This is a genomic window from Paenarthrobacter sp. NPDC089307, assembly GCF_040685055.1.
Classification (GTDB): domain Bacteria; phylum Actinomycetota; class Actinomycetes; order Actinomycetales; family Micrococcaceae; genus Arthrobacter.
Map to the genome: position 1 here is coordinate 252,566 of NZ_JBFBHE010000005.1, position 19,220 is coordinate 271,785.

General features: G+C 64.1%; 15 protein-coding genes. 6 read left to right on the forward strand and 9 right to left on the reverse strand.

The genetic code is table 11. The annotated features are described in order from the left end of the window. Nucleotides 1-10 precede the first annotated feature (10 nt). Nucleotides 11-406 (forward strand): serine protease inhibitor, encoded by a 396-nt coding sequence (locus AB0N72_RS14015; protein ID WP_363930975.1) that lies wholly within the window; start codon nt 11-13, stop codon nt 404-406. A gap of 87 nt (nt 407-493) precedes the next feature. On the opposite strand, the gene AB0N72_RS14020 is transcribed toward AB0N72_RS14015, so the two are convergent. Further along, nucleotides 494-3,580 carry a S8 family serine peptidase gene (locus AB0N72_RS14020; RefSeq protein ID WP_363931245.1) on the reverse strand — a complete coding sequence of 1,029 codons (3,087 nt, stop codon included), beginning with the start codon at nt 3,578-3,580 and terminating at the stop codon, nt 494-496. A 369-nt stretch (nt 3,581-3,949) separates the two neighbouring features. Between AB0N72_RS14020 and AB0N72_RS14025 the strand changes: the two genes are divergently transcribed. After that, a complete protein-coding gene (locus AB0N72_RS14025) occupies nt 3,950-4,897 on the forward strand; it encodes an NAD(P)-dependent oxidoreductase (protein ID WP_363930976.1) in 948 nt (315 codons plus the stop codon). A 118-nt stretch (nt 4,898-5,015) separates the two neighbouring features. Then, nucleotides 5,016-5,960, forward strand: a complete 945-nt coding sequence (locus AB0N72_RS14030) for a manganese catalase family protein (protein ID WP_363930977.1) — start codon at nt 5,016-5,018, stop codon at nt 5,958-5,960. A gap of 112 nt (nt 5,961-6,072) precedes the next feature. On the opposite strand, the gene AB0N72_RS14035 is transcribed toward AB0N72_RS14030, so the two are convergent. After that, complete coding sequence (locus AB0N72_RS14035; RefSeq protein ID WP_211713976.1) at nt 6,073-6,363, reverse strand: DUF1540 domain-containing protein; 291 nt, start codon at nt 6,361-6,363, stop codon at nt 6,073-6,075. Between the two features lie 126 nt (nt 6,364-6,489). Further along, on the reverse strand, nt 6,490-6,672 hold the full coding sequence (locus tag AB0N72_RS14040) for a hypothetical protein (RefSeq protein ID WP_363930978.1): 183 nt from the start codon (nt 6,670-6,672) through the stop codon (nt 6,490-6,492). A 325-nt stretch (nt 6,673-6,997) separates the two neighbouring features. On the opposite strand from AB0N72_RS14040, the gene purS reads away from it, so the two are divergent. The 3 genes from purS to purL are packed head-to-tail and all read left to right on the forward strand — an operon-like array spanning nt 6,998 to nt 10,327. Continuing rightward, nucleotides 6,998-7,249 (forward strand): phosphoribosylformylglycinamidine synthase subunit PurS, encoded by a 252-nt coding sequence (gene purS / locus AB0N72_RS14045; protein ID WP_011773385.1) that lies wholly within the window; start codon nt 6,998-7,000, stop codon nt 7,247-7,249. A 1-nt stretch (nt 7,250) separates the two neighbouring features. Beyond that, nucleotides 7,251-8,021, forward strand: a complete 771-nt coding sequence (gene purQ, locus AB0N72_RS14050; RefSeq protein ID WP_363930979.1) for a phosphoribosylformylglycinamidine synthase subunit PurQ — start codon at nt 7,251-7,253, stop codon at nt 8,019-8,021. After that, nucleotides 8,018-10,327, forward strand: coding sequence for a phosphoribosylformylglycinamidine synthase subunit PurL (purL, locus tag AB0N72_RS14055; protein WP_363930980.1), 2,310 nt, complete (start codon nt 8,018-8,020; stop codon nt 10,325-10,327). The genes purQ and purL overlap by 4 nt, the downstream gene beginning before the upstream one ends. A 77-nt stretch (nt 10,328-10,404) precedes the next feature. On the opposite strand, the gene AB0N72_RS14060 is transcribed toward purL, so the two are convergent. From AB0N72_RS14060 to AB0N72_RS14085, 6 genes are all read right to left on the reverse strand, one after another. Further along, nucleotides 10,405-11,829 carry a bifunctional diguanylate cyclase/phosphodiesterase gene (locus AB0N72_RS14060; protein ID WP_363930981.1) on the reverse strand — a complete coding sequence of 475 codons (1,425 nt, stop codon included), beginning with the start codon at nt 11,827-11,829 and terminating at the stop codon, nt 10,405-10,407. Further along, nucleotides 11,826-12,329 carry a hypothetical protein gene (locus AB0N72_RS14065; RefSeq protein ID WP_363930982.1) on the reverse strand — a complete coding sequence of 168 codons (504 nt, stop codon included), beginning with the start codon at nt 12,327-12,329 and terminating at the stop codon, nt 11,826-11,828. The genes AB0N72_RS14060 and AB0N72_RS14065 overlap by 4 nt, the downstream gene beginning before the upstream one ends. Then, nucleotides 12,326-13,501, reverse strand: a complete 1,176-nt coding sequence (locus tag AB0N72_RS14070; protein WP_363930983.1) for a GGDEF domain-containing protein — start codon at nt 13,499-13,501, stop codon at nt 12,326-12,328. Before AB0N72_RS14070 ends, AB0N72_RS14065 begins: the two co-directional genes overlap by 4 nt. 112 nt (nt 13,502-13,613) lie before the next feature. Beyond that, a complete protein-coding gene (locus AB0N72_RS14075; protein WP_363930984.1) occupies nt 13,614-15,569 on the reverse strand; it encodes a glycosyltransferase in 1,956 nt (651 codons plus the stop codon). After that, a complete protein-coding gene (locus AB0N72_RS14080) occupies nt 15,566-17,206 on the reverse strand; it encodes a hypothetical protein (protein WP_363930985.1) in 1,641 nt (546 codons plus the stop codon). Before AB0N72_RS14080 ends, AB0N72_RS14075 begins: the two co-directional genes overlap by 4 nt. Further along, nucleotides 17,196-19,175, reverse strand: coding sequence for a cellulose biosynthesis cyclic di-GMP-binding regulatory protein BcsB (locus AB0N72_RS14085; RefSeq protein WP_363930986.1), 1,980 nt, complete (start codon nt 19,173-19,175; stop codon nt 17,196-17,198). The genes AB0N72_RS14080 and AB0N72_RS14085 overlap by 11 nt, the downstream gene beginning before the upstream one ends. Nucleotides 19,176-19,220: the final 45 nt, after the last annotated feature.

A 19,220-nucleotide genomic window follows, 5' to 3' on the forward strand; every position in this document is an offset into this window, starting at 1 on the left:
AAAGGTCACCATGGTTTCCCAAAACAGCGACACCAGCGAGTACGACGTCGACCTCACAGTCACGCTGACAGAGTCGCCAGGCGCTGAAAGCAGGGTCTTCCACCTCCGGTCCGCCGGAGGCGTCCTTTCACCGGACCCGGAGTCAGTTGACTCAAACCTGCCGGACGCGCCTGCGGCACTTGCCGCCGTCGAGCAGTTCGGGGAGGAGGCCTTCTTCCCGCAGCCCCGACCGGACCGGATCTGCACCCAGCAGTATGGCGGCCCGCAGGTGGCTGAAGTGACCGGGTGGTTCCGTGGCCGCAAGGTCCACAGCCACTTCAGCAGGACTGACGGCTGCGAGATCGCCCGTTGGAAGACCCTGGCCGCATTGCTGGGCAACACCGGGGGCGCATCCGGCGCTGTCTAGGACCCCCCTTCCGGCTCATGACACGCAAATGGGCTGGGGACTCCCGGATTCCGGTGTCCTCAGCCCATTTGCGTGGCCCGCAGAGTTTTAGCCGGCGTTGTTGCTCTGCGTCGGCTCGTCAGCGCGGATCTTGCCCCGCGGCTTCTTGTCCTTCTTGTCCTTCTTGGGGTCTTCCTCGTCCGGAACCACTACCGCTCCGCCGGGGTTGACCAGAACCGTGACGAAGCTCGGCTCACTGGTTCCGGCGAAGGTCAGGCGGCCAATGTAGGAACCCGGTTCCAGGTTCTTCCAGTTCAGCGAGATCTGGCCCCTCTTGCCGTTGGGCAGGCGGATCGGGTTCGGTGTCACAGTGGCGTTGCCCTGGTTGGCGCCCAATACGGCAGCATCAACGGTGGCCTTGGTGGCCTGGTTGTTGGGGCTGGCGTAGAGGTTGGCGAAGACGTAGTAATCGCCCGGCGCCGGATTCGGCACGGACAGGGTTTCGCTTGCTGATGCCGTTGCCGCCGGCAGCTGCTGGCCGGACGGTGTGAGCACCAGCATGTCGAAGTCGGCGGCTTCGTTGGAGGAGATCACCGAGAACTTGGCCAGGGCGCTGCCCGCACCAACGGTCACCTTCTTCACGAAGTTGGAGGCGTTGGTCTCGCCCGCAAACGGACCCGGAACGAGTTCGATGGCTGAGGAATCAGCCTTGGACAGTCCATCAATGGTCACGCCCACCGGCAGGTTGGTGCCGGAGGTGATGTTGATGGTCCCGGATCCGTTGGGACCGGTACCCGTGAAAGCCAGCGCCTTGTCCGCGATCACGGACTGCGGACGGACAGCGATCGGCGAGGTGACCGCCTTGTTGGCACCCTGCCAGCTCAGCGAGCCCATGGCGAACTTGCCGAGCTCGGCGTTCTTGTTCTCGAACTGGACCTTGAACGTCTTCTTTTCGCCGGGAGCGCCGAAGGTAAGCACGGACGGCGTCACCTTGACGTTGACGCCCGGAACGTCCGCAGAGGCCCGGTACGTACCCGGAGTCAGTGCCGTGAGGGTACGGGTGACCTCGATCTTGCCGGCCAGGTTGCCCAGCGCAAAGGAGGGGACGTTCATGTCGCGCGCGGCAGTGGTGCCGAGCCCTTCCATGCCCAGGTCCATTCCGGTGCCTTGGATGAACTTCAGGTAGTCCTCGGTGGTGGCGTCGTACACCAGGCCCGGGGCGAGGACCTTTGCGGGGTCGACCTGTCCGGCACCCGTGGCGAAGACGTCCTTGTTGACGGCACCGTTGGCCAGCTTGACCGGACCTGCGGTGGTCATCATGGCGGACTTCACCGTGGCCGGGGACCACTGCGGGTTCTTGGACAGGATGAGCGCGCCGAAGCCGGCAACATGAGGGGCTGCCATGGAGGTTCCGGACAGGAAGCCGAAGTTGTCGCCACCGGTTCCGATCGGGGATACGCCCGCCAGGATGGCGACGCCGGGTGCGGAAACATCCGGCTTCAGCAGGTCAGAGTCAGTGGCAAGCAGCGGGCCGCGGGAGGAGAACCCGGCGATCTGCGGCTGTGCTTCTGCGGGCAGGCCCGTGGTGTCCCTGTTGATCAAGGAGACCGTGATGGCGGGGTTGGCCGTGATCTTGTCCTTGATGGCCTGCGTGGCAGGCGGGTTCACGTGAACGGTGGGGACTGCGTGCTTGTCGGTGTCCAGCGACGAATCCGTCAGGTTCACCAGGATCATGCCCACGCCGCCGCCGCGCAGCACTTCAGCGCTCTTGGCGGTGCGGTCAACCACGCCACGGTCACAGACCACCACTTTGCCGGCCACCTTGGCCGGGTCCAGGGAGCCCGGGGCGCAAAGCGCTGCGTTACCTGAACCGCTTGCAGCGTTGGTGGACAGCACGACGCCGGCCCCGTTCACCTCACGGTTCATGATGCTCGCTCCGCGGAACTTGCTGCCATCGGAGAATTCAACGGTGCCCTGGAGTTCCTGCGAGAACGAGGTTGCAGCCACAGTGGTCAACCAGGGGGCTCCGTGGTTGACGGTGCTGGCGGTCGGCCCGGAGTTACCGGCCGAAGTGGCAACGAAGATACCCGCAGAGGCCGCGGACAGGAAGGCCAGCGACACGGGATCGGTGGTGGAGGTGGTGGAACCGGAGATGGAGTAGTTCAGCACGTCCACGCCGTCCAGGATGGCCTGCTCGATCGCGTCCACGGAGGCGGAGCCGTAGCAGCCGCCCGTCGCGGGATCGGTGTCTTCCCAGCAGACTTTGTAGATGGAGAGCTTGGCGGCCGGTGCGATGCCGCTGGTGGTTCCAAAGCTGCGGCCGTCCACCACTGCGTCCACGTTGCCGTTGCCGGCTGCGGTGCTGGCGGTGTGGGTGCCGTGGCTGGCAACGTCGACCGGTGAAATGACTTCTTCCGGCGCCCGGTTTTCCGGGGGAACGGTTTCAAGGAAGGCATCCGCGAAGTAGTGGGTGCTCAGGACCTTGGAGTTGCAGGCGCTGCCATCGTAGTCGCCGCCCGTAGCGGTACCCGGCTGGCATTCACCCACGAACGTGTCGCCGTCGGCCTTCAACATGGCGATCTTGCCGTCGGCCGTCCGGTAGGGAACGCCTACCTGCGGATTGCCTACCAGCGGACCGACGGGTTCGCCGGCGAAGAACGGGTTGGAGGGTGTGTAGCCCGTGTCGATGACGCCAACAACAGTGCCCTTGCCTGCATTTTCCTGGCCGCCGTACTGCGTTGCCCACGTCCCGTTGGGGCCGCTGAGCTTCAGGAAATCGGTGGTGGAGTAATCCGGGGCGTACTGCGTGTCAGGTGCGACCATCAGGACTTTGGGGTCCTTGGCAAGGTTGATGGCCTGGTCCGCGGTGAGGTTTGCACTGAAGCCGTTGACGGCGGTGGTGAACTCGCGCTTGATGGTGACGTTTTCCTGCTGGGCAACTTCCTTCTGCTTCTGCTGCAGGTGCTGCTGGTATTGCTTCACCTCGGCGCTGTCGGCGTCGAGCTTCTTGCCTTCCTCCGGCTTGGTGGGCGCAAGGCCCGCCGTGCCGCCGTCGTATGTTGCCGCAGGCTTTTCGGCGAGGACAACCATGTAACGGCCGTCCTTGTAGGAGCCGGGGTCAAGGTTCTTCTTGGCCACGCCTGCAACATTTCCAGGCGCCTCCGGGGCGGGAGCCGCTTGGGCCGGCATCGCCATGGAGGAGAGCAGCAACGGCAGCCCGACGGCGAGTACCGCGGCCTTCCGGAGTCCCCCGCTTCTGACGAAGCTCTTTCCTTGTGATTTCACGAGTGGTTGCACCTTTCACTGAGGGAGGCCCGGGCTCCATCGCCAAGGCCTGTCAACTAACAGATGGTTGAACCTTTGACAGTTCTTGTCAAAACCGCGCAACCAGCCGAGTCATAGAGTATCTAGTGAGAGCCGAATATGACATACAGCACATTTGAGGGAATTTGTCTTGTCACAAATGCGATTCGCCAGATGGCAGTAAGTGACAATGTCGCGCCTCCGCCTCGACGGGGTACCGTCGACTGAATACCGGCAAACCTCTCGAGCAACGGAGCTGCAGTGAAAATCCTCGTCCCGGACACCATCGAACTGGACCTCGCCGATCTTGCCTCTTCGGGAGACGAGACGGTGGTCTACGAAGTGGACAAAACGATCCCCATCGAACACCGCGACGCAGAGGTACTGGTGGCCTGGAGGAACACGGCGGAAAACCTGGCCGATGCCGCCAGGGAGATGCCCTCCCTCAAACTGGTTCAAACGCTGGCAGCCGGACCGGACTCCGTGCTCGCGGCGGGTTTTGCTGACCACGTGGCCATCACCTCGGGCCGCTCACTCCATGACGGCCCCGTGGCCGAGCACGCCCTGGCGCTGGTCCTGGCGGCCATCCGCCGCCTGGACGTACTGCAGGAATCGCAGCGGGCAAGCACCTGGAACACGCAGTACAACGATGAGCAGGCGAACCCCGCCACCGAACGGCTCTACACGCTCGACGGCGCCAAGGTCACCATTTGGGGATTCGGTTCCATCGCGGGGCGGCTGGCTCCCCTGCTGGCTGCGCTGGGCGCGGAGGTCACCGGCGTCGCAAGTTCCAAAGGCGAGCGCTATGGCTTCCCGGTGGTCGCTGCGGACGGGTTCCCGGAGGTCCTGCGCTCCACCGACGTGCTGGTTTCGATACTGCCCGCAACCCCGGAAACCGCTGACGCCTTCGACGACGACGTTCTGCGCCATCTGCCGGCCTCAGCCGTCTTCGTCAACGTGGGTCGCGGCGCCACCGTGGATGAGGACGCGCTGCTGGCGGCCCTGAAAGAGGGTCGCTTGCGCGCAGCAGCACTGGATGTGACCAAGGTTGAACCGCTCCCGGCTGACTCGGAATTGTGGTCGGCACCCAACCTGATCATCACGCCCCACGTCGCGGGCAACCGTCCCAAGGGTTCCGCGAGGCTGGTCCTGGCCAACATCTCCGCCCTCAAGGACGGAAAACCGCTCACCAACCAAGTGGCCGGCTGACGGAATTCGATTCTTTCCTTGCCTGCAAATAGTAAGCATGCTTATGGTGGGGGCTCCGGGGTGGCCAGCAGAGGGTTCCCATCCCACGGACGCAGCATGAACAACGTGAGGAATCGCAATGTACCTGCACACCCAACTTCTGATCAACGAAATAGCCGTAGACGAGCCTGATCCCGCCGCCGCCAACGCCCTCCAGGAAGGTCTGGGAGGCCAGTTCGGCGAAATGCGGACCATGATGCAGTACCTCTTCCAAAGCATGAACTTCCGCGGAGATCCGGCCTCCAAGCCCTACAAAGACCTACTGCAAGGCATCGGCACCGAAGAGATCAGCCACGTGGAGCTCATCGGAACAACCATCTCCCGGCTCCTGGACGGCTCGCCGGAGTACCAGGGCAAAAAGAATGATCCCGTGGACGAACCCGGAGCCAAGGGAGCTACCCCGCTCAACATCGCGCTGGATACCAGCAACATCCACCACTACCTGGTGGGCGCACAGGGAGCACTGCCCGTGGACGCGGCCGGCAACCCGTGGAACGGCTCCTGGGTCTACAACAGCGGAAACCTGGTGCTGGACCTGCTCTACAACCTGATGCTTGAATCCACGGGCCGCCTGCAGAAATGCCGCATCTACGAAATGACGGCCAACAAGACGGCACGCTCCACCATCGCCTACCTGATCGTCCGCGACCAGGCCCACGAGAACGCCTATGCCAAGGCCTTGGAAAGCTTGGGCGTCAATTGGGGAAAGGTCCTCCCCATCCCCAAAACCAACGCCGAGCAGTTCCCCGAGGTGAAGAAGCTCCTGGATCTGGGGTTGCAGAGCGTCCAATACACCTTCAGCGCGGACAACCTCAGCGAAGCAGGCAAGCTCTACCGCGGCGCCTCGCCCTCCAACGATGGCACTGACCTGCGCACCGAGACGATGCCGGATGGCTTCCCCATGACCATCGCACCGGAGCGCAAGGAAGAATTTGCCCCGGGGCTGGATCCGGAACTGTTGGCCCTGATCCAGGCGGTAGCCGAGCAGGAACTCGTGGATGCGGACAACCCCAAGGGCAGCTGACGCCCGGCATCCAAGGCATGACTGAATAACCAAAAAAGCAGGCCCGCCCTCCGAGGAGGCGGGCCCGCTTTTTGCTAAGAACGATTCAGACAGGAACGTTTCGGACAGGAACTCAGGCGTGCTCGTAGGTCAGGCAATCGGCGGCTTCACGGCCGGGACCAACCCTGACATCGTGTGCCTCGCACATGAGGTTGTTGTTGTGGACGCACTCGGACCGCTGGCAGGCACCGACGTGGGCCAGCACCTTGGGAAGCCCACCCATGGCGTTGGTGTCGATGAACGTTGCGCAGGAAGCATGGTCCTGGGTACCACCGATGGTGATTCCAAAAGCGGTGCATCCGTCGTGGTTGAATCCGCAGCTGCCAACGCTACAGGCGGATACTTCGGCAATGTGTTCGGTCATTGTTCCTCCTGGTTGCTGATCTTTACCAGGGGGGTGAACCCCCGCGTGTATTTCCAACCTACGACGAAACCACGCCATTTAACCCGGCGGAATAGCGCATTTGTACGTGCGCTATTGTCAGTGCCCTTAGCGGGGCGTGCGCAAGGCGTCGCTGATCTTCGCCCGCGTCTCGGCATCCAAGGGGGCGGTCACCCTTTGATCACGGGCCGCTTTGTCCGCCTTGATCTTCTGGATCACCATGCGGCCCAGGCCCGCAAAAACTGCCGCGGCCACAACGCCAAGCACCATCGATTTCGGTTTCTCCGCCATGCCCCAATCCTAGTGAGGCTGGCCAGCAGCTGCCAGCGCCTGCAGGCATTGGCGAGTGCCGCCGTCGAGCGTTCACATCGCTGGATTTCGGCCGCGACGGCGGGGGGTCCTCGCGGAACCGGCCTGAATAGGGTATGAGCGCCGCTCCCGGTAGAATGGTGGTGCAAGCTCGCGGAGCGCCCCCATGCCGTTCAAACAATGCAGTTCACAACCGTGTTTAACCCTGTGTTCATCACGAAGTTTGAATGCGGCTGAACGGCGTGAGACGGCACCTCCGCGGCAGCCTTATTTAAGGTTCACCCAACTCACGCACAGGAGTTACCGGATGCCCCGGATCGTCGTTGACGTCATGCCCAAGCCCGAGATTCTGGACCCCCAGGGGAAGGCCATCGTGGGTGCATTGCCCCGCCTCGGCTTCAACAGCTTCAGCGCAGTCCGCCAGGGCAAGCGCTTCGAACTGACCGTCGACGGCGAGGTGACCGACGCTATCCTGGCCCAGGCCCGCGAAGCTGCCGAGACCCTCCTGTCCAACCCGGTAATCGAGGATGTTGTCAACGTCGAGGTCGTCGAGGCCTGATATGACGTCGATCCCCTTGATTGGCGAGGCCGTGGCTGTCGCCGCGGAGCCCAAGCTCGCCGGCGCCAAAATCGGCGTCGTCACCTTCCCCGGTACCCTGGACGACCGCGACGCCGCCCGTGCAGTGCGTCTTGCAGGCGGCACGGCGGTGTCGCTGTGGCATGCCGACTCCGAACTCGGCGACGTTGACGCTGTGATCATCCCCGGCGGTTTCTCCTACGGCGACTACCTGCGCGCCGGCGCCATTTCGCGTTTCGCGCCGCTGATGTCCAAGATCATCGACGCCGCAAACTCCGACGCGAAGCTGCCGGTCCTCGGTATTTGCAACGGCTTCCAGATCCTCACCGAGTCGCACCTGCTGCCCGGTTCGATGATCAAGAACGACCACCTGAAGTTCATCTGCCGCGACCAGACGCTGCGCGTGGAAAACGCCAACACCGCCTGGACTGTGGACTATGCGGACGGCCAGGAAATCATTGTGCCGTTGAAGAACCAGGACGGCCAGTACATCGCCGACGAGAAGACCCTCGACGCCCTTGAAGCTGAAGGCCGCGTCGTGTTCCGTTACGTCGGCTTCAACCCGAACGGCTCCCGCCGCGACATCGCCGGTATCTCCAACGCTGCCGGCAACGTAGTGGGCCTCATGCCGCACCCCGAGCACGCTGTGGAGGCCGGCTTCGGTCCCGAATCGCTTGATAGCGCTCCCCGCGACACCGACGGGCTCGGTTTCTTCACCTCCGTTTTGACCAAGATTGTGGGAGGCGACAAGTGACCACGGAAACCACCAAGAAGTTCAACATCGACACCGTTGAGCACGCTGCCAAGACCCCGGACACGGAACTCCCGTGGGCCGAGCTGGGCCTGAAGCAGAACGAATTCGACGAGATCGTCAAGGTCCTTGGCCGCCGCCCCACCGGCGCCGAACTGGCCATGTACTCCGTCATGTGGAGCGAGCACTGCTCCTACAAGTCCTCCAAGAACCACCTCCGCCAGTTCGGCGAGAAGGTCACTGAGGAAATGAAGAAGGACATGCTGGTGGGCATCGGCGAGAACGCCGGCGTCACCAACCTCGGCGACGGCTGGGCCGTGACGTTCAAGATCGAGTCCCACAACTCGCCGTCGTTCGTTGAGCCTTACCAGGGTGCCGCCACCGGCATCGGCGGCATTGTCCGCGACATCATCTCCATGGGCGCCCGCCCGGTTGCCGTGATGGACCCGCTACGTTTCGGCGCGATCGACCACCCGGACACCGCCCGCGTCATGCACGGTGCTGTTGCCGGCATCGGTGGCTACGGCAACTGCCTCGGCCTGCCGAACATCGGCGGCGAAATGGTGTTCGACTCCGTCTACCAGGGCAACCCGCTGGTGAACGCACTCGCTGTAGGCGTCATGCGCCACGAGGACATCCGCCTGGCCAACGCATCGGGCAAGGGCAACAAGGTTGTGCTGTTCGGTGCACGCACCGGCGGCGACGGCATCGGCGGCGCTTCGGTGCTGGCCTCGGAGTCGTTCGATGACACCAAGCCCTCCAAGCGTCCCGCCGTCCAGGTGGGCGACCCCTTCGCTGAGAAGGTCCTCATCGAGTGCTGCCTCGAGCTCTTCAAGGGCTCCCTGGTTGAAGGCATCCAGGACCTCGGCGCGGCAGGCATCTCCTGCGCCACGTCCGAGCTCGCCTCCAACGGCGACGGCGGCATGGAGGTCGAGCTGACCTCCGTCCTGCTCCGCGACCCCACGCTGACCCCGGGCGAGATCCTCATGTCCGAGTCGCAGGAACGCATGATGGCCGTGGTGACCCCGGAGAACATCGAAGCCTTCGAAGCCGTCATGGACAAGTGGGCCGTTGAGTACTCCTGGTTGGGTGAAGTCACCGACACCGGTCGCCTCATCATCACCTGGGAAGGCGAAGTAATTGTCGACGTCGATCCCCGCACCGTAGCGCACGACGGCCCGGTCTACGACCGCCCGTTCGCCCGCCCGGAGTGGCAGGACTCGGTACAGGCCAACTCCTTCACCGGTTCCGTGGAAGACGCAGGCCGTCCGTCGGCTCCTTCCGAGCTGGCCGCAGCCGTCACCGAACTCGTGGCATCGCCGAACATGTGCAGCAAGTCCTGGATCACCAAGCAGTACGACCGCTACGTTGGCGGCAACACTGCCATGGCTTTCCCGGACGACGCCGGCGTAGTCCGCGTGGACGAGGAAACCGGACTGGGCGTCGCCCTGGCCACTGACGCCAATGGCCGCTACACCTACCTCGAGCCGTACCAGGGTGCACAGCTGGCCCTGGCCGAGGCCTACCGCAATGTCGCCACTTCCGGCGCCGTTCCGATGGCCGTCAGCGACTGCCTTAACTTCGGTTCCCCCGAGGACCCGGATGTCATGTGGCAGCTGGCCGAAGCCATCCGTGGCCTCTCGGACGCCTGCATGGAACTTGGCATCCCGGTCACCGGCGGCAACGTCTCGCTGTACAACCAGACCGGCACCACGCCGATCCACCCCTCCCCGGTGGTGGCCGTCCTCGGCAAGCTCGACGACGTCGCCCGCCGCACGCCGTCGGGCTGGCGCGAAGATGGCCAGGCCATCTACCTGCTGGGTACGACGGCTGCTGAGTTGGACGGTTCGGAGTGGTCCAACCTGCGCGGACACCTTGGTGGCTTGCCGCCGAAGGTCGACCTTGCGGCCGAGCGCGCGTTGGGCGAGATCCTGATCAACGCTTCACGCGACGGCATGGTTGACGCAGCCCACGACCTCTCCGAAGGTGGCCTCGCAGCTGCCTTGGTGGAGTCCTCGCTGCGCTACGGCGTCGGTGCCCGCATCGCCCTTGAGGAACTCATGGAGCGCGACGGCGTGGACCTGTTCACGGCCCTGTTCTCCGAGTCCCAGGCCCGGGCAATCGTGTCCGTGCCGCGCTCCGAGGAAATCCGCTTCAAGGACATGTGCACCGCCCGCGGCTTCGCCCACCTCCGGATCGGCGTTGTTGACGCTGCCGGTGGAAAGCTGGAGATCAACGGTGTGGACGAGCTCTCACTGGACGCCCTCCGCGAAGCGCACGAAGCCACCCTGCCGAAGTACTTCGGCTAAGCATTACCCCAACGCGGGGTCACTTAAGGCCTATAAATCCCTTCGGGATGGGCCTTAAGTGACCCCGCGTTGTTTGTTTAAGCGGGCCAGGTCTTCAGGCGTTGCAACTGCTCCGTGAACTCGGGCTCCGGCAAGGGCCGGCCAAAGTAATACCCCTGGCCACTTGTGCAGCCGATGCTTCGAAGCAGCTCGGCTTCCTGGGCCGTCTCGATGCCCTCCCAGACCCCTTCGAGTCCGCAGGACCGGATGACTTGCTGGATTGCGGCCAGGAAGTCCAGCTGCGTGGGGTCCGTGCCCAGGTCCTTCACGAACTGCCGGTCCACCTTCACACGGTCCACCGGGAGTTTCCTCAGGTAGCCCATCGAGGAATAGCCGGCACCAAAGTCGTCGATTTCCAGTCCCACGCCCAGCCTTTGCAGGCTCAGCAGTGTGTATCGGTCCAGCTCGTTGTTGTGGATGATGGCGCTCTCCGTGAGCTCCAGGACCAGCGAATCCGGGGACAAACCTTCCGCCAGGAGCACATCGCGGACGTCATCGACGAATTCCAGGCTTTGAAGGTCGGCGGCCGAGACGTTGATGCGCATGGAAAAGAGAGCCTGTGGAATGGCCGGGTTGTCGCGCCACAGCCGCAGTTGGCTCACTGCCGTCCGCAGCACCCACCGGCCCAACTCAGCAATCAACCCGGTGGCTTCGGCCACCGGGATGAACTGGTCCGGCATGATGAGCCCGTGGACCGGATGCTTCCAACGGACCAGCGCCTCGCATCCTTGGATAGTCCCGGTAGCGAGGTCCACGATCGGCTGGTAATAAAGGACCAATTGCCCGGAATGGATTCCTTCGCGGAGGTCACCCACGATCCGGCGCTGGAGCTGGCGGGAGTGCAGCGTCACGGGATCGAACATCTTGAGCTTGTGCCGGCCCTCGCTCCTGGACTCCTCCACGGCGAAATCGGCTTCCTGGAGCAGGTCCTCCAACGTGTGCTGCGGCCCGGCTATCCGTAGGCCCATGCTCGCGCCGCACTGGACGCTGTTGTTGCCGAGGTCGATGGTGGGTTCCAGCGCGGCCAGGATGCGGTTCCCGACGGCGGTGGCCCGGTTTTTGGGGGTGTCGGTCATCAGCACCGCGAATTCGTCGCCGCCCAGGCGGGTAACGACGTCGTTCTCCCGCACTGCCGAGCGGATACGCATGGCAACCGTAACCAGGACCTGGTCCGCGGCGGCGTGGCCTGCAGAGTTCTTCAAGGCCTTGAAGCCGTCCAGGTTCAGCAGGAGCAGGGCAGGCGGGGCAGCGCCGTCGGCCGCGGCATCCGTGGCTTGCGTGAAGGCACCAGCCAAGGCGAGCCGGTTGCCGACGCCGGTCAGGGCGTCAGTGAGGGAATCGCGGTGTTGTTCGTTGCGGACGTGATGGAGTTCCTCCATGAGTTCCCGGACCTGCAGCTCCATGCTTCGTATCCGGGGGTCATCGTCAGTGGAGACCAGCTTGCGTGGCTTGGTGCTGGTCACGATTCATCCAGGCTGCGCAGCGACATGTCGGCCACGGCCTGGGGCTTGGGAACGGGGTTGCGGTGCTCGTCCAGGAACAGGCGATAGGAGGCAATGTCCAACCGGCCATCGGGCTTTGCCTTGTTTCCCATGCGGTAGACATGGGAGATCCAGGATCCGCCCAGGATGGCCTCGATCCAGGCGTCGCATTCAAGCAGCGGAAGGTGTACGCGCGTGCCGGTATTCCTCCGGTGGCCGGCGATGGACACTGTGACGCAACTGCCCAGGAGCCCCTTGTCCGCGGTGAACCAGGCGAGGCCTTCGACGTCGGCCACGATGGTCAGGTTCGCATTGCCGTCCTCAACCGACTGGACCGGGCCCATCCGGACCGAGCGGCGGTCGGCGTTCAGGGACGTGGCTGTCCCGGCTTTGTAGGGGGCGCTGGTGATGTCCCGCCTGAACACGGACAGCTCCTGGTTGTGCTGGACCTGGATCCTGGTGGTCAGTTCGTTAAGGGTCATGATCGTGCCTCATCCGCAATAGTGGCCGCCTCAAGGCGGTCGGCTCCAACAATCCGGTTTCTTCCTTGTGCCTTGGCACTGTAAAGCGCTGCGTCAGCTACCTCGATCATGAAGTCCAGATCGATCCCGGAAGAGACACTGGAGGTCACTCCATAGCTGATGGTCGGGAACGGGACATCGTCCGGAGCGCGCATATCAGCCATCCGGCGGCTGATCTCGACGGCGATGCTTTCCGCCCGCTCCTGCGTGGCCCCCGGCAGGAAAAGGACGAATTCCTCTCCGCCGTAGCGGCCGATAAGGTCCGTTGACCTTACTGACGCGGCGCAGGCAGCCGCGAAAGCCTTCAATGCCTCATCACCGGCACCGTGCCCGTATTCGTCATTGACTGCCTTGAAGTGGTCCAGGTCCGCCAGCACCACGGCCGCGCCTGACCCTGTGGATTGCAGGCGGTTGAGTTCGGTGGTGGCCAGTTCAAGGAAAGTTCCCCGGTTGAGCAGGCCCGTCAGGTGGTCACGGGCTGCGCGCTCCTTCAATCCCTTGATGAGTTGGTCACTGGTGAGGGCCGTCATGCTGAAGGACACGGTCACCAGCAGTACCAGCGATACCAGCCCGGACGGTCCCGGCCCAAAGTAGGTCCGGAAGGTATCGCTGGCAGGGCCCTCCACCGCATAGACGGTCCAGCGGCCCAGGTAATACGCAGCCAGGAGACCGGCGGCCAGTGACAACGCCTTGTGGACCTGGGAGTGGGAAGCCTTGATCAGCCAAAGGTCCCGTGCAGCCAGGGCTATGCCGGCGGTCATCATGGCCAGGTACACAAACCCTCCGGACCAGACGTTGGTTGCGGGGCCTTCAAGGAAAGAAGCAACGGCGGTGACGGCCGGGCCTGCGACCAGTTGCCAGCGTGCGGTTTTGAGGTCCCGCAGGGAGCGGGCTCCGGCCCAAACGCTGAACGCGCCAGCCACAACCAGGACGTTTCCGGCAGGATTGGCCCATTGCTGATGGGAGCTTCCGTTGAGCAGGAAAGCTGCGTTGCCTGCCATGAACTCCAGCAAGGCCACGCTCCACCAGCCGGCATATGGCGAGCGCGTGCGGTGGAAGGAGGTGCAGAACAACACCAGGAGGGTCACTGTGACGACGCCCAAAGCGACTCTGACCGAAAACGAATCAAGCACCTGTCCAACCCCCTCAGCTGGTCATCCCTCGGCTTTGGAATCAGTGTGGCGCTGCTTACTCAACCTCTGTGCGGCATTTGCTCAAGATTGGCTCAAGATCAGGTGCGGTTCCTCACCCGACCCAGTGGCCGTCGTCGTGGTATTCCGCCTCCAGGCCGTGCGGGGTCTTCTCCCACTTGTGCGGGCTGGTGAGCATCTGCCAGGCCGCGCGCCAGGCCGCCACTGAATGCAGCACCCAGTAGAAAGGGTTGAGCAACGCGAACACCGCAATCCGCCAACCGTGCCTGCGGAGCGTGGACACGCCGGAGACGATGATCATCATGGCGTTGCCGAACAGCATGGACACCACACCTCCTGCCAGCAACCATCCGGGCAGGACCAGGCCCACAATGTCGTAGCCGATGTACGTCACCACCGTGAATCCCACCACCAGCGGGTACGCCAGAAAAGCCAGCGGCGTTCCGAGGATCAGGCCGAGGAAGCCAATGGTTCCGGCCACGCCCGTGCTCTTCATGTACCGCAGGGAGTTCCTGGTATTCACCGCTGAGGTGATCATGTAGCCCTTGATCCAGCGGGTTCGTTGCTTGATCCACGCCGGAACTTGGGAGCATGCCTCTTCCCAGGTGGTGGAGTCGATGACGCCAACACGGTATCCGTCCACCGCCGCCCGGAGTCCCAGGTCCGCGTCCTCCGTAACGTTCCAGGGATCCCACGCGCCAACTTCCTTGAGCAGGGCGGTAACGAAGTGGTTGGAGGTACCGCCCAGGGGCAACGGAATTCCTGAATTGTCCAGGCCCGGGAGCATCGAATCGAACCAGTGCGTGTACTCGATGGTGAACATGCGGGTGAGAACGTTTTGGTCCGCGTTGAAGTAGTTCAGCGCTGCCTGGACGCAGATGAGGGGTTTACGGCCCGGGTTCAGGTGCCGGCGCTCGAATTCATCCTGCCTGAAGGCTGCAATGGAGGCCCGCAGCTGGACGGGATCGGGGCGGTCCTCGGCGTCGTAGATGACCACGTATTCACCCCGCGCGAACGTCAACCCGTAGTTGCACGCCCTGGGCTTGGTCTGCGGCTCGCCCCTGGGAACGATGAGGATGCGGACGTACTCCGGCGGCTTCGAGGCCTTGGCCGCGGCAATGGTCTCGGCGTCGTCTTCTTCCAGGAGGACAAGGACATCCAGCTTGGACCGGGGGTAGTCCAACTGCCCGAGGTTGGTCAGCAGTTTGTCGATGATGTTGGCTTCACGGAACACGGGAACCAGGATGGTGTAGACAGGCAGCTCCGAGTCGGGGATCCGTTCAGCTGCGACGGGCGACAGGCCGCGTTGCCTGCGCTCCTTGTTCCGCGCCCGCAGCCTCGCTGCTTCGTGCAGTAGGTCGAAGGGCCGCCTGAGACTGGCCAGCGACTTGAATCCAATGCTTATCAGGAAGATAACGTTGGCAGCGGTCAGGAGAACAATGATTACCGTCAGCGGGGAAATCACGAAGCCAAGCATGATCGCCGCTGCCAGGACCACCGGGAGGTAACGCTGCCACGGCGTCAGTGCTATCCGGGCGGAGTCCCCGGGCCGCTCTTCAGCCAGGCGTTCGGCGGATTCGTACAGGAGGTGCCGGCGGAAGGAGCGCTGGATGGACTGGTTGATGTCCCAGTCCGTGGTGGTGCGGAATTCGACGTCGGCGGCCCCGAACTTCGCCGCCGCTTCCTCCGCGATCCGCCCCGACGGAGCAACAGCAGTGGCCACGGTCAGGACGCCGCCTTCCATCCGCCATGGCAACCATTGCGGTTCCCCGAGCTCGCTGAAGATGAGTTGCTCCATCAGCTCGTCGTCTGCCGGCTCGGCCACCAGGTCCACCAGCGGGGCGTCCCACTGCCGGGCCAGGACTTCATATATTCGACGACGGTCCAAGCCCGCTTCCAGGATCAAGTGCCGTCCCAGCAAACCACCTTCGCTCGCGGCCCGGTCCAGAGCACGCTGCAGTTGTTCCTCGGTCACCAGTCCGGCGGCCAGCAGCGTCTGCCCGATCGACTGCCGGTTGTAATGCCCTTTGACAAGGGAAGTGGGGGTCATGAATCAGAGGACCTTTCATAAATCCGGTGGGTTGGCGTAGAGAAGGCAACGGAGTACCGCACGCCAAACGAAGGGCTTTTCATGATTGCCTGGTAAACCAGGTCGGTGGGACCCGAGTCCCTGGCCCCGGTGCCGGCCTCGACATTGACGAAGACCCACTTGGCGTACTTCGCCGGATCATCCAGCGCGGGGGCGAAATAGTCCCCGGAGGCCCTGTTGTAGATTTCCTTGAGCGGTATCCCCATTACCGGCAGCACCGCGTTTCCGCGCGCGCTCTCGTCCATCAGGATTCCACCTGATTCGTAGTGCTGGTTCAGCCACCGCGCGGCCGCGGTGGAGTTGGTGGTGGATTCGGCAGACATCCTTCCTTCTGCCAGGACGGCGAGCCTGCCCGTGGGGTCGCCGATCCACCACGCGTTCTGTGCCACCAACGCCGCCAGCAAGGTGCCGATCAGCCACGGTCGCAGGAGTGCCGGCCGGATGCGCGCCAGTTCGTGCACGAACACGGCTACCAGAATGGCCACCAGCGGCAATGCCGTCAGCGCGAACCGGTTGTTCCACCAGGTGGTGGGGAGGGAATGATCGTTGTTGATGGCTGTCTGGCCCAGGTAAAGGCTGAGCAGCGCAAAGGCATACGCGCTGCCGGTCACCGCTACCAGGAGGGTGCTGTTGGCGAAGCCGCGCCTGAAAACAAGCACGACGGCGCCGCACGCCGCCGCTGCGAGGACCACCACGCCTGCTGTCTCCAGCAGCGACCAATGAAAAGTCGTCAGCGTCAGTCCGAGGTTGCCCTTGGTAGGCAACAGGCCGCCGTCGGTGATGTTTTTCTGCTGCGCGTAAGCGGAGTACTGCCCGAACATGAACTCGAGCGGGTTGCCATAGATGGCCCAGTTGTAGGAGAGCCACCACAGCACCGCCGCGGCCGGGATCATCACGTACCCGCCGGCCATGGTGAGGGCCTCCCGCCACTGGCCCGTGCGTCGTTTGGAGACGATCAGCACGAACAGCGTCCCGGTCATCACCAGGGCCCACCCCTCATAGCGGGAGAGGACCGCTGCGGCGGACGGGATCCCCGCGAACACTGCCAGTTCGCCGGCACTCATCCGTCGGCGGCTGGTGGCCCAATGTGCCAGGCCCGCCATGCCGCCCACGATGCACATGATCAGCACGGGCTCGGTCAACGCCGTGGTGTAGACGTAAAGGACCGCTGGGTTGGCCAGGACCACCAGCGTCGTGGCGAGGCGGCCCGCCCTGCCCAGACCGAGGCGCGCAGCGATCAGGTAGAGCCCGGTCACCGTGCCGGACAACGCGAGGATGCCCAGCAGCCCCGCAGCCCAGCCGGTGCTGAACAACCACATGTTCAGCACGAAAGGCGCCAGCAGAAGGTGCGGCATGGGTAGCCACACCGTGCCGAGCTGCTCGAAGCCGGGCGCTTTGCTGTCGAAGATGCGCCGGGCGATGGTCAGGTGGCTCTGGGCGTCCGAGTAGTCCAGGTTGTTGCCGTGGCCAATGGTGTAGAGGCAGGCGAGGTATCCCACCAACGCCGCCACCACGGCCACGATCCTCGTGCCGGGCACCTTCCGGCCAGCAACGGGTGCTCCGAGCCGTGCCCAGCCTGTGGCGAGGCTACTTCCCATGTTCCGCAGGCGTTGTTGCCTTCACCTCGGCCTCCACATAGGCCCGCGCTTCCTTGGCGTGGCGTCGCGCCAGGACAGTCCGCACGGCGAACGCGAGGCCCAGCACCAGAACTGCTGCACCGATCCACCAGGCATAGGGGCGGTAGTCGTCGGTAACGGCCTTTTGCGGAACCACCACGTTGCTTTCCAACAGGACAGGTGTTCCCGAGGGCTGGGTGACCAGCAGGTTCCGGGACAGCGATGCCCAGCCACCCTCGACGCCACTGATGTGCGAGGTCAGCGATGCCTGCAATGCAGCTGCAGCCGTGTCGCCTTCCGGCGCCCACGCCCCGAGGAGCAGCAGATCGCGGCCGCCTTGTTCGAAAGCCTCAAGGACGGCAAACGGAGCCGCAGTACCAACCCCGTATTCGACGTCGTCCGGGGAGATGGTGCGGAACTCCGCCAAGCGCAGGGGTGCTGAGAGCTTGTTGGCCACCTCGCCCGTGGCGCCCACCACCAGCCCGGACTCACTGGAGCCGGCCAGGGCATCAAGGCCCACCATTCTTGTGTCCAGCAGGGTGGAGCTCTCCCGCTGCAGTGAAGCTACCAGCGTGGCTGCGTTGACCGTGTTGGCCTGCGCGTTGCCATCGCCGAACGCCACGGGAAGGCTTTGGCCCAGGGCTTGCGGGAACCGCGCGAACCCGGCTTTCAGGGAACCACCCCGGACTGCCGTCAAGGTGCTGCCCTCGGTGTCCACGGTTACCTCCATGGGCATGACGCCGGCCGGTCCGGTGCAATCCCCGCCCGCAGGAAGGGCGGCGAGCCGTATCCGGAGACCGTTGTTGGCCTGAAGCTGCCCGGCAGGTACCTCGGCGTCCACCGAGAAGCTGTCACCGCCGTCGAGGTTTTTGGAACTCAGCAGGTAGTCGTTCCAAAAAACCGAAAGCTGGGCCTGGGCGTTGGCCGGGACTGCCGTGTGGGTCCCTTTCAGCTGGACCTTGACCCCTTGGACGGGGCCGCCGAACTGGGACTGGGTGACACCCACGTAGGACTCCGGCGCAGCGTAACCGGAGAGTTTCAGCGTGCTGCTGCCGAGGTCCTTGAGGCTTTGCGCCAGTCCGGGTGAAGCGGGCAAGGCGGCCGTCAGCCCGGTCACGGAGGAGGTCACGGCGAGCGCGGTCTTGTCGCTGGCAAGTGCACGGGCAGCGGCACGGAGTTGTTCCTCGTGGCCGCTGAGGATGAGCTGCGGGAGCCCTGCCGTGGTGGCGAGCTTGGTGCTGGTTTCGCCGGGATCGCCCACGACGCTGAGAACGCGGCTTCCGGCCGGAAGGCCTGCCGTCGTGGCGCTGAGGCTGCCCTCCGGGACCACGCTGACTTGGGCGTCCGGGTAGCGGTGGGTCATCGCGGCAGAAGCCGCCATGATCGCCGCAGACACATCTGCGCCGGGATCCGCAGGGACGGGAAGCACGATGGCGGGCACGGACACCGGGAAGAACCCGCCCACCGTGGTGGGAACCTCTGCGGTTCCGGAGAAGTCGACCGCCAGGTTGTTGAGGGTGGCCGTGGCGTTGGAAATGACGCACATGGTCTGCGTGGCCGGAATGAATTGGAGACCCACAGTGAGCTGCTGGTTGACCACGTCCGCACTGTTGACTGCCTGGTCCAAGGCAACGGTCGTGGCCGCCTGCGCTTCAAGGATGACCCTGCCGTTGACGGTGGCGCGCACCGTTCCCTCGGGTTTCCCGGCCACCACTATGCTCCCCTTGACCCGCGTGGGTTCCAAGCCCGCCGTCACCGGAACCACCACGGTCTGCTCAACCTGCCCTGCCATGGCCGAAACACTGGACGATGGCCGGACCACCGCTCCTTTGCCGGGTTCGGCGTGTGCCATCGGAGCGGCGACGGCGGAAACAGCCAGGGTTGCGGTGCAGGCGAACAAAATGTCTGCGATACGGGAGCGGGCGCGGGCTCTGGCAGGGTTTTGGGTCACGATGTCAGTCCTGGTAACTAGCAGCGGATGAGTCAGGGGCCATTT

Excerpts from the sequence above, each read along its gene's own strand:
- AB0N72_RS14080 (WP_363930985.1), bottom strand. The coding sequence starts at position 17,206 with ATGGGAAGTAGCCTCGCCACAGGCTGGGCACGGCTCGGAGCACCCGTT.
- AB0N72_RS14020 (WP_363931245.1), bottom strand. The coding sequence starts at position 3,580 with ATGGCGATGCCGGCCCAAGCGGCTCCCGCCCCGGAGGCGCCTGGAAAT.
- AB0N72_RS14035 (WP_211713976.1), bottom strand. The coding sequence starts at position 6,363 with ATGACCGAACACATTGCCGAAGTATCCGCCTGTAGCGTTGGCAGCTGC.
- purS (WP_011773385.1), top strand. The coding sequence starts at position 6,998 with ATGCCCCGGATCGTCGTTGACGTCATGCCCAAGCCCGAGATTCTGGAC.
- AB0N72_RS14030 (WP_363930977.1), top strand. The coding sequence starts at position 5,016 with ATGTACCTGCACACCCAACTTCTGATCAACGAAATAGCCGTAGACGAG.
- purQ (WP_363930979.1), top strand. The coding sequence starts at position 7,251 with ATGACGTCGATCCCCTTGATTGGCGAGGCCGTGGCTGTCGCCGCGGAG.
- AB0N72_RS14075 (WP_363930984.1), bottom strand. The coding sequence starts at position 15,569 with ATGACCCCCACTTCCCTTGTCAAAGGGCATTACAACCGGCAGTCGATC.
- AB0N72_RS14065 (WP_363930982.1), bottom strand. The coding sequence starts at position 12,329 with ATGACCCTTAACGAACTGACCACCAGGATCCAGGTCCAGCACAACCAG.
- AB0N72_RS14015 (WP_363930975.1), top strand. The coding sequence starts at position 11 with ATGGTTTCCCAAAACAGCGACACCAGCGAGTACGACGTCGACCTCACA.
- AB0N72_RS14040 (WP_363930978.1), bottom strand. The coding sequence starts at position 6,672 with ATGGCGGAGAAACCGAAATCGATGGTGCTTGGCGTTGTGGCCGCGGCA.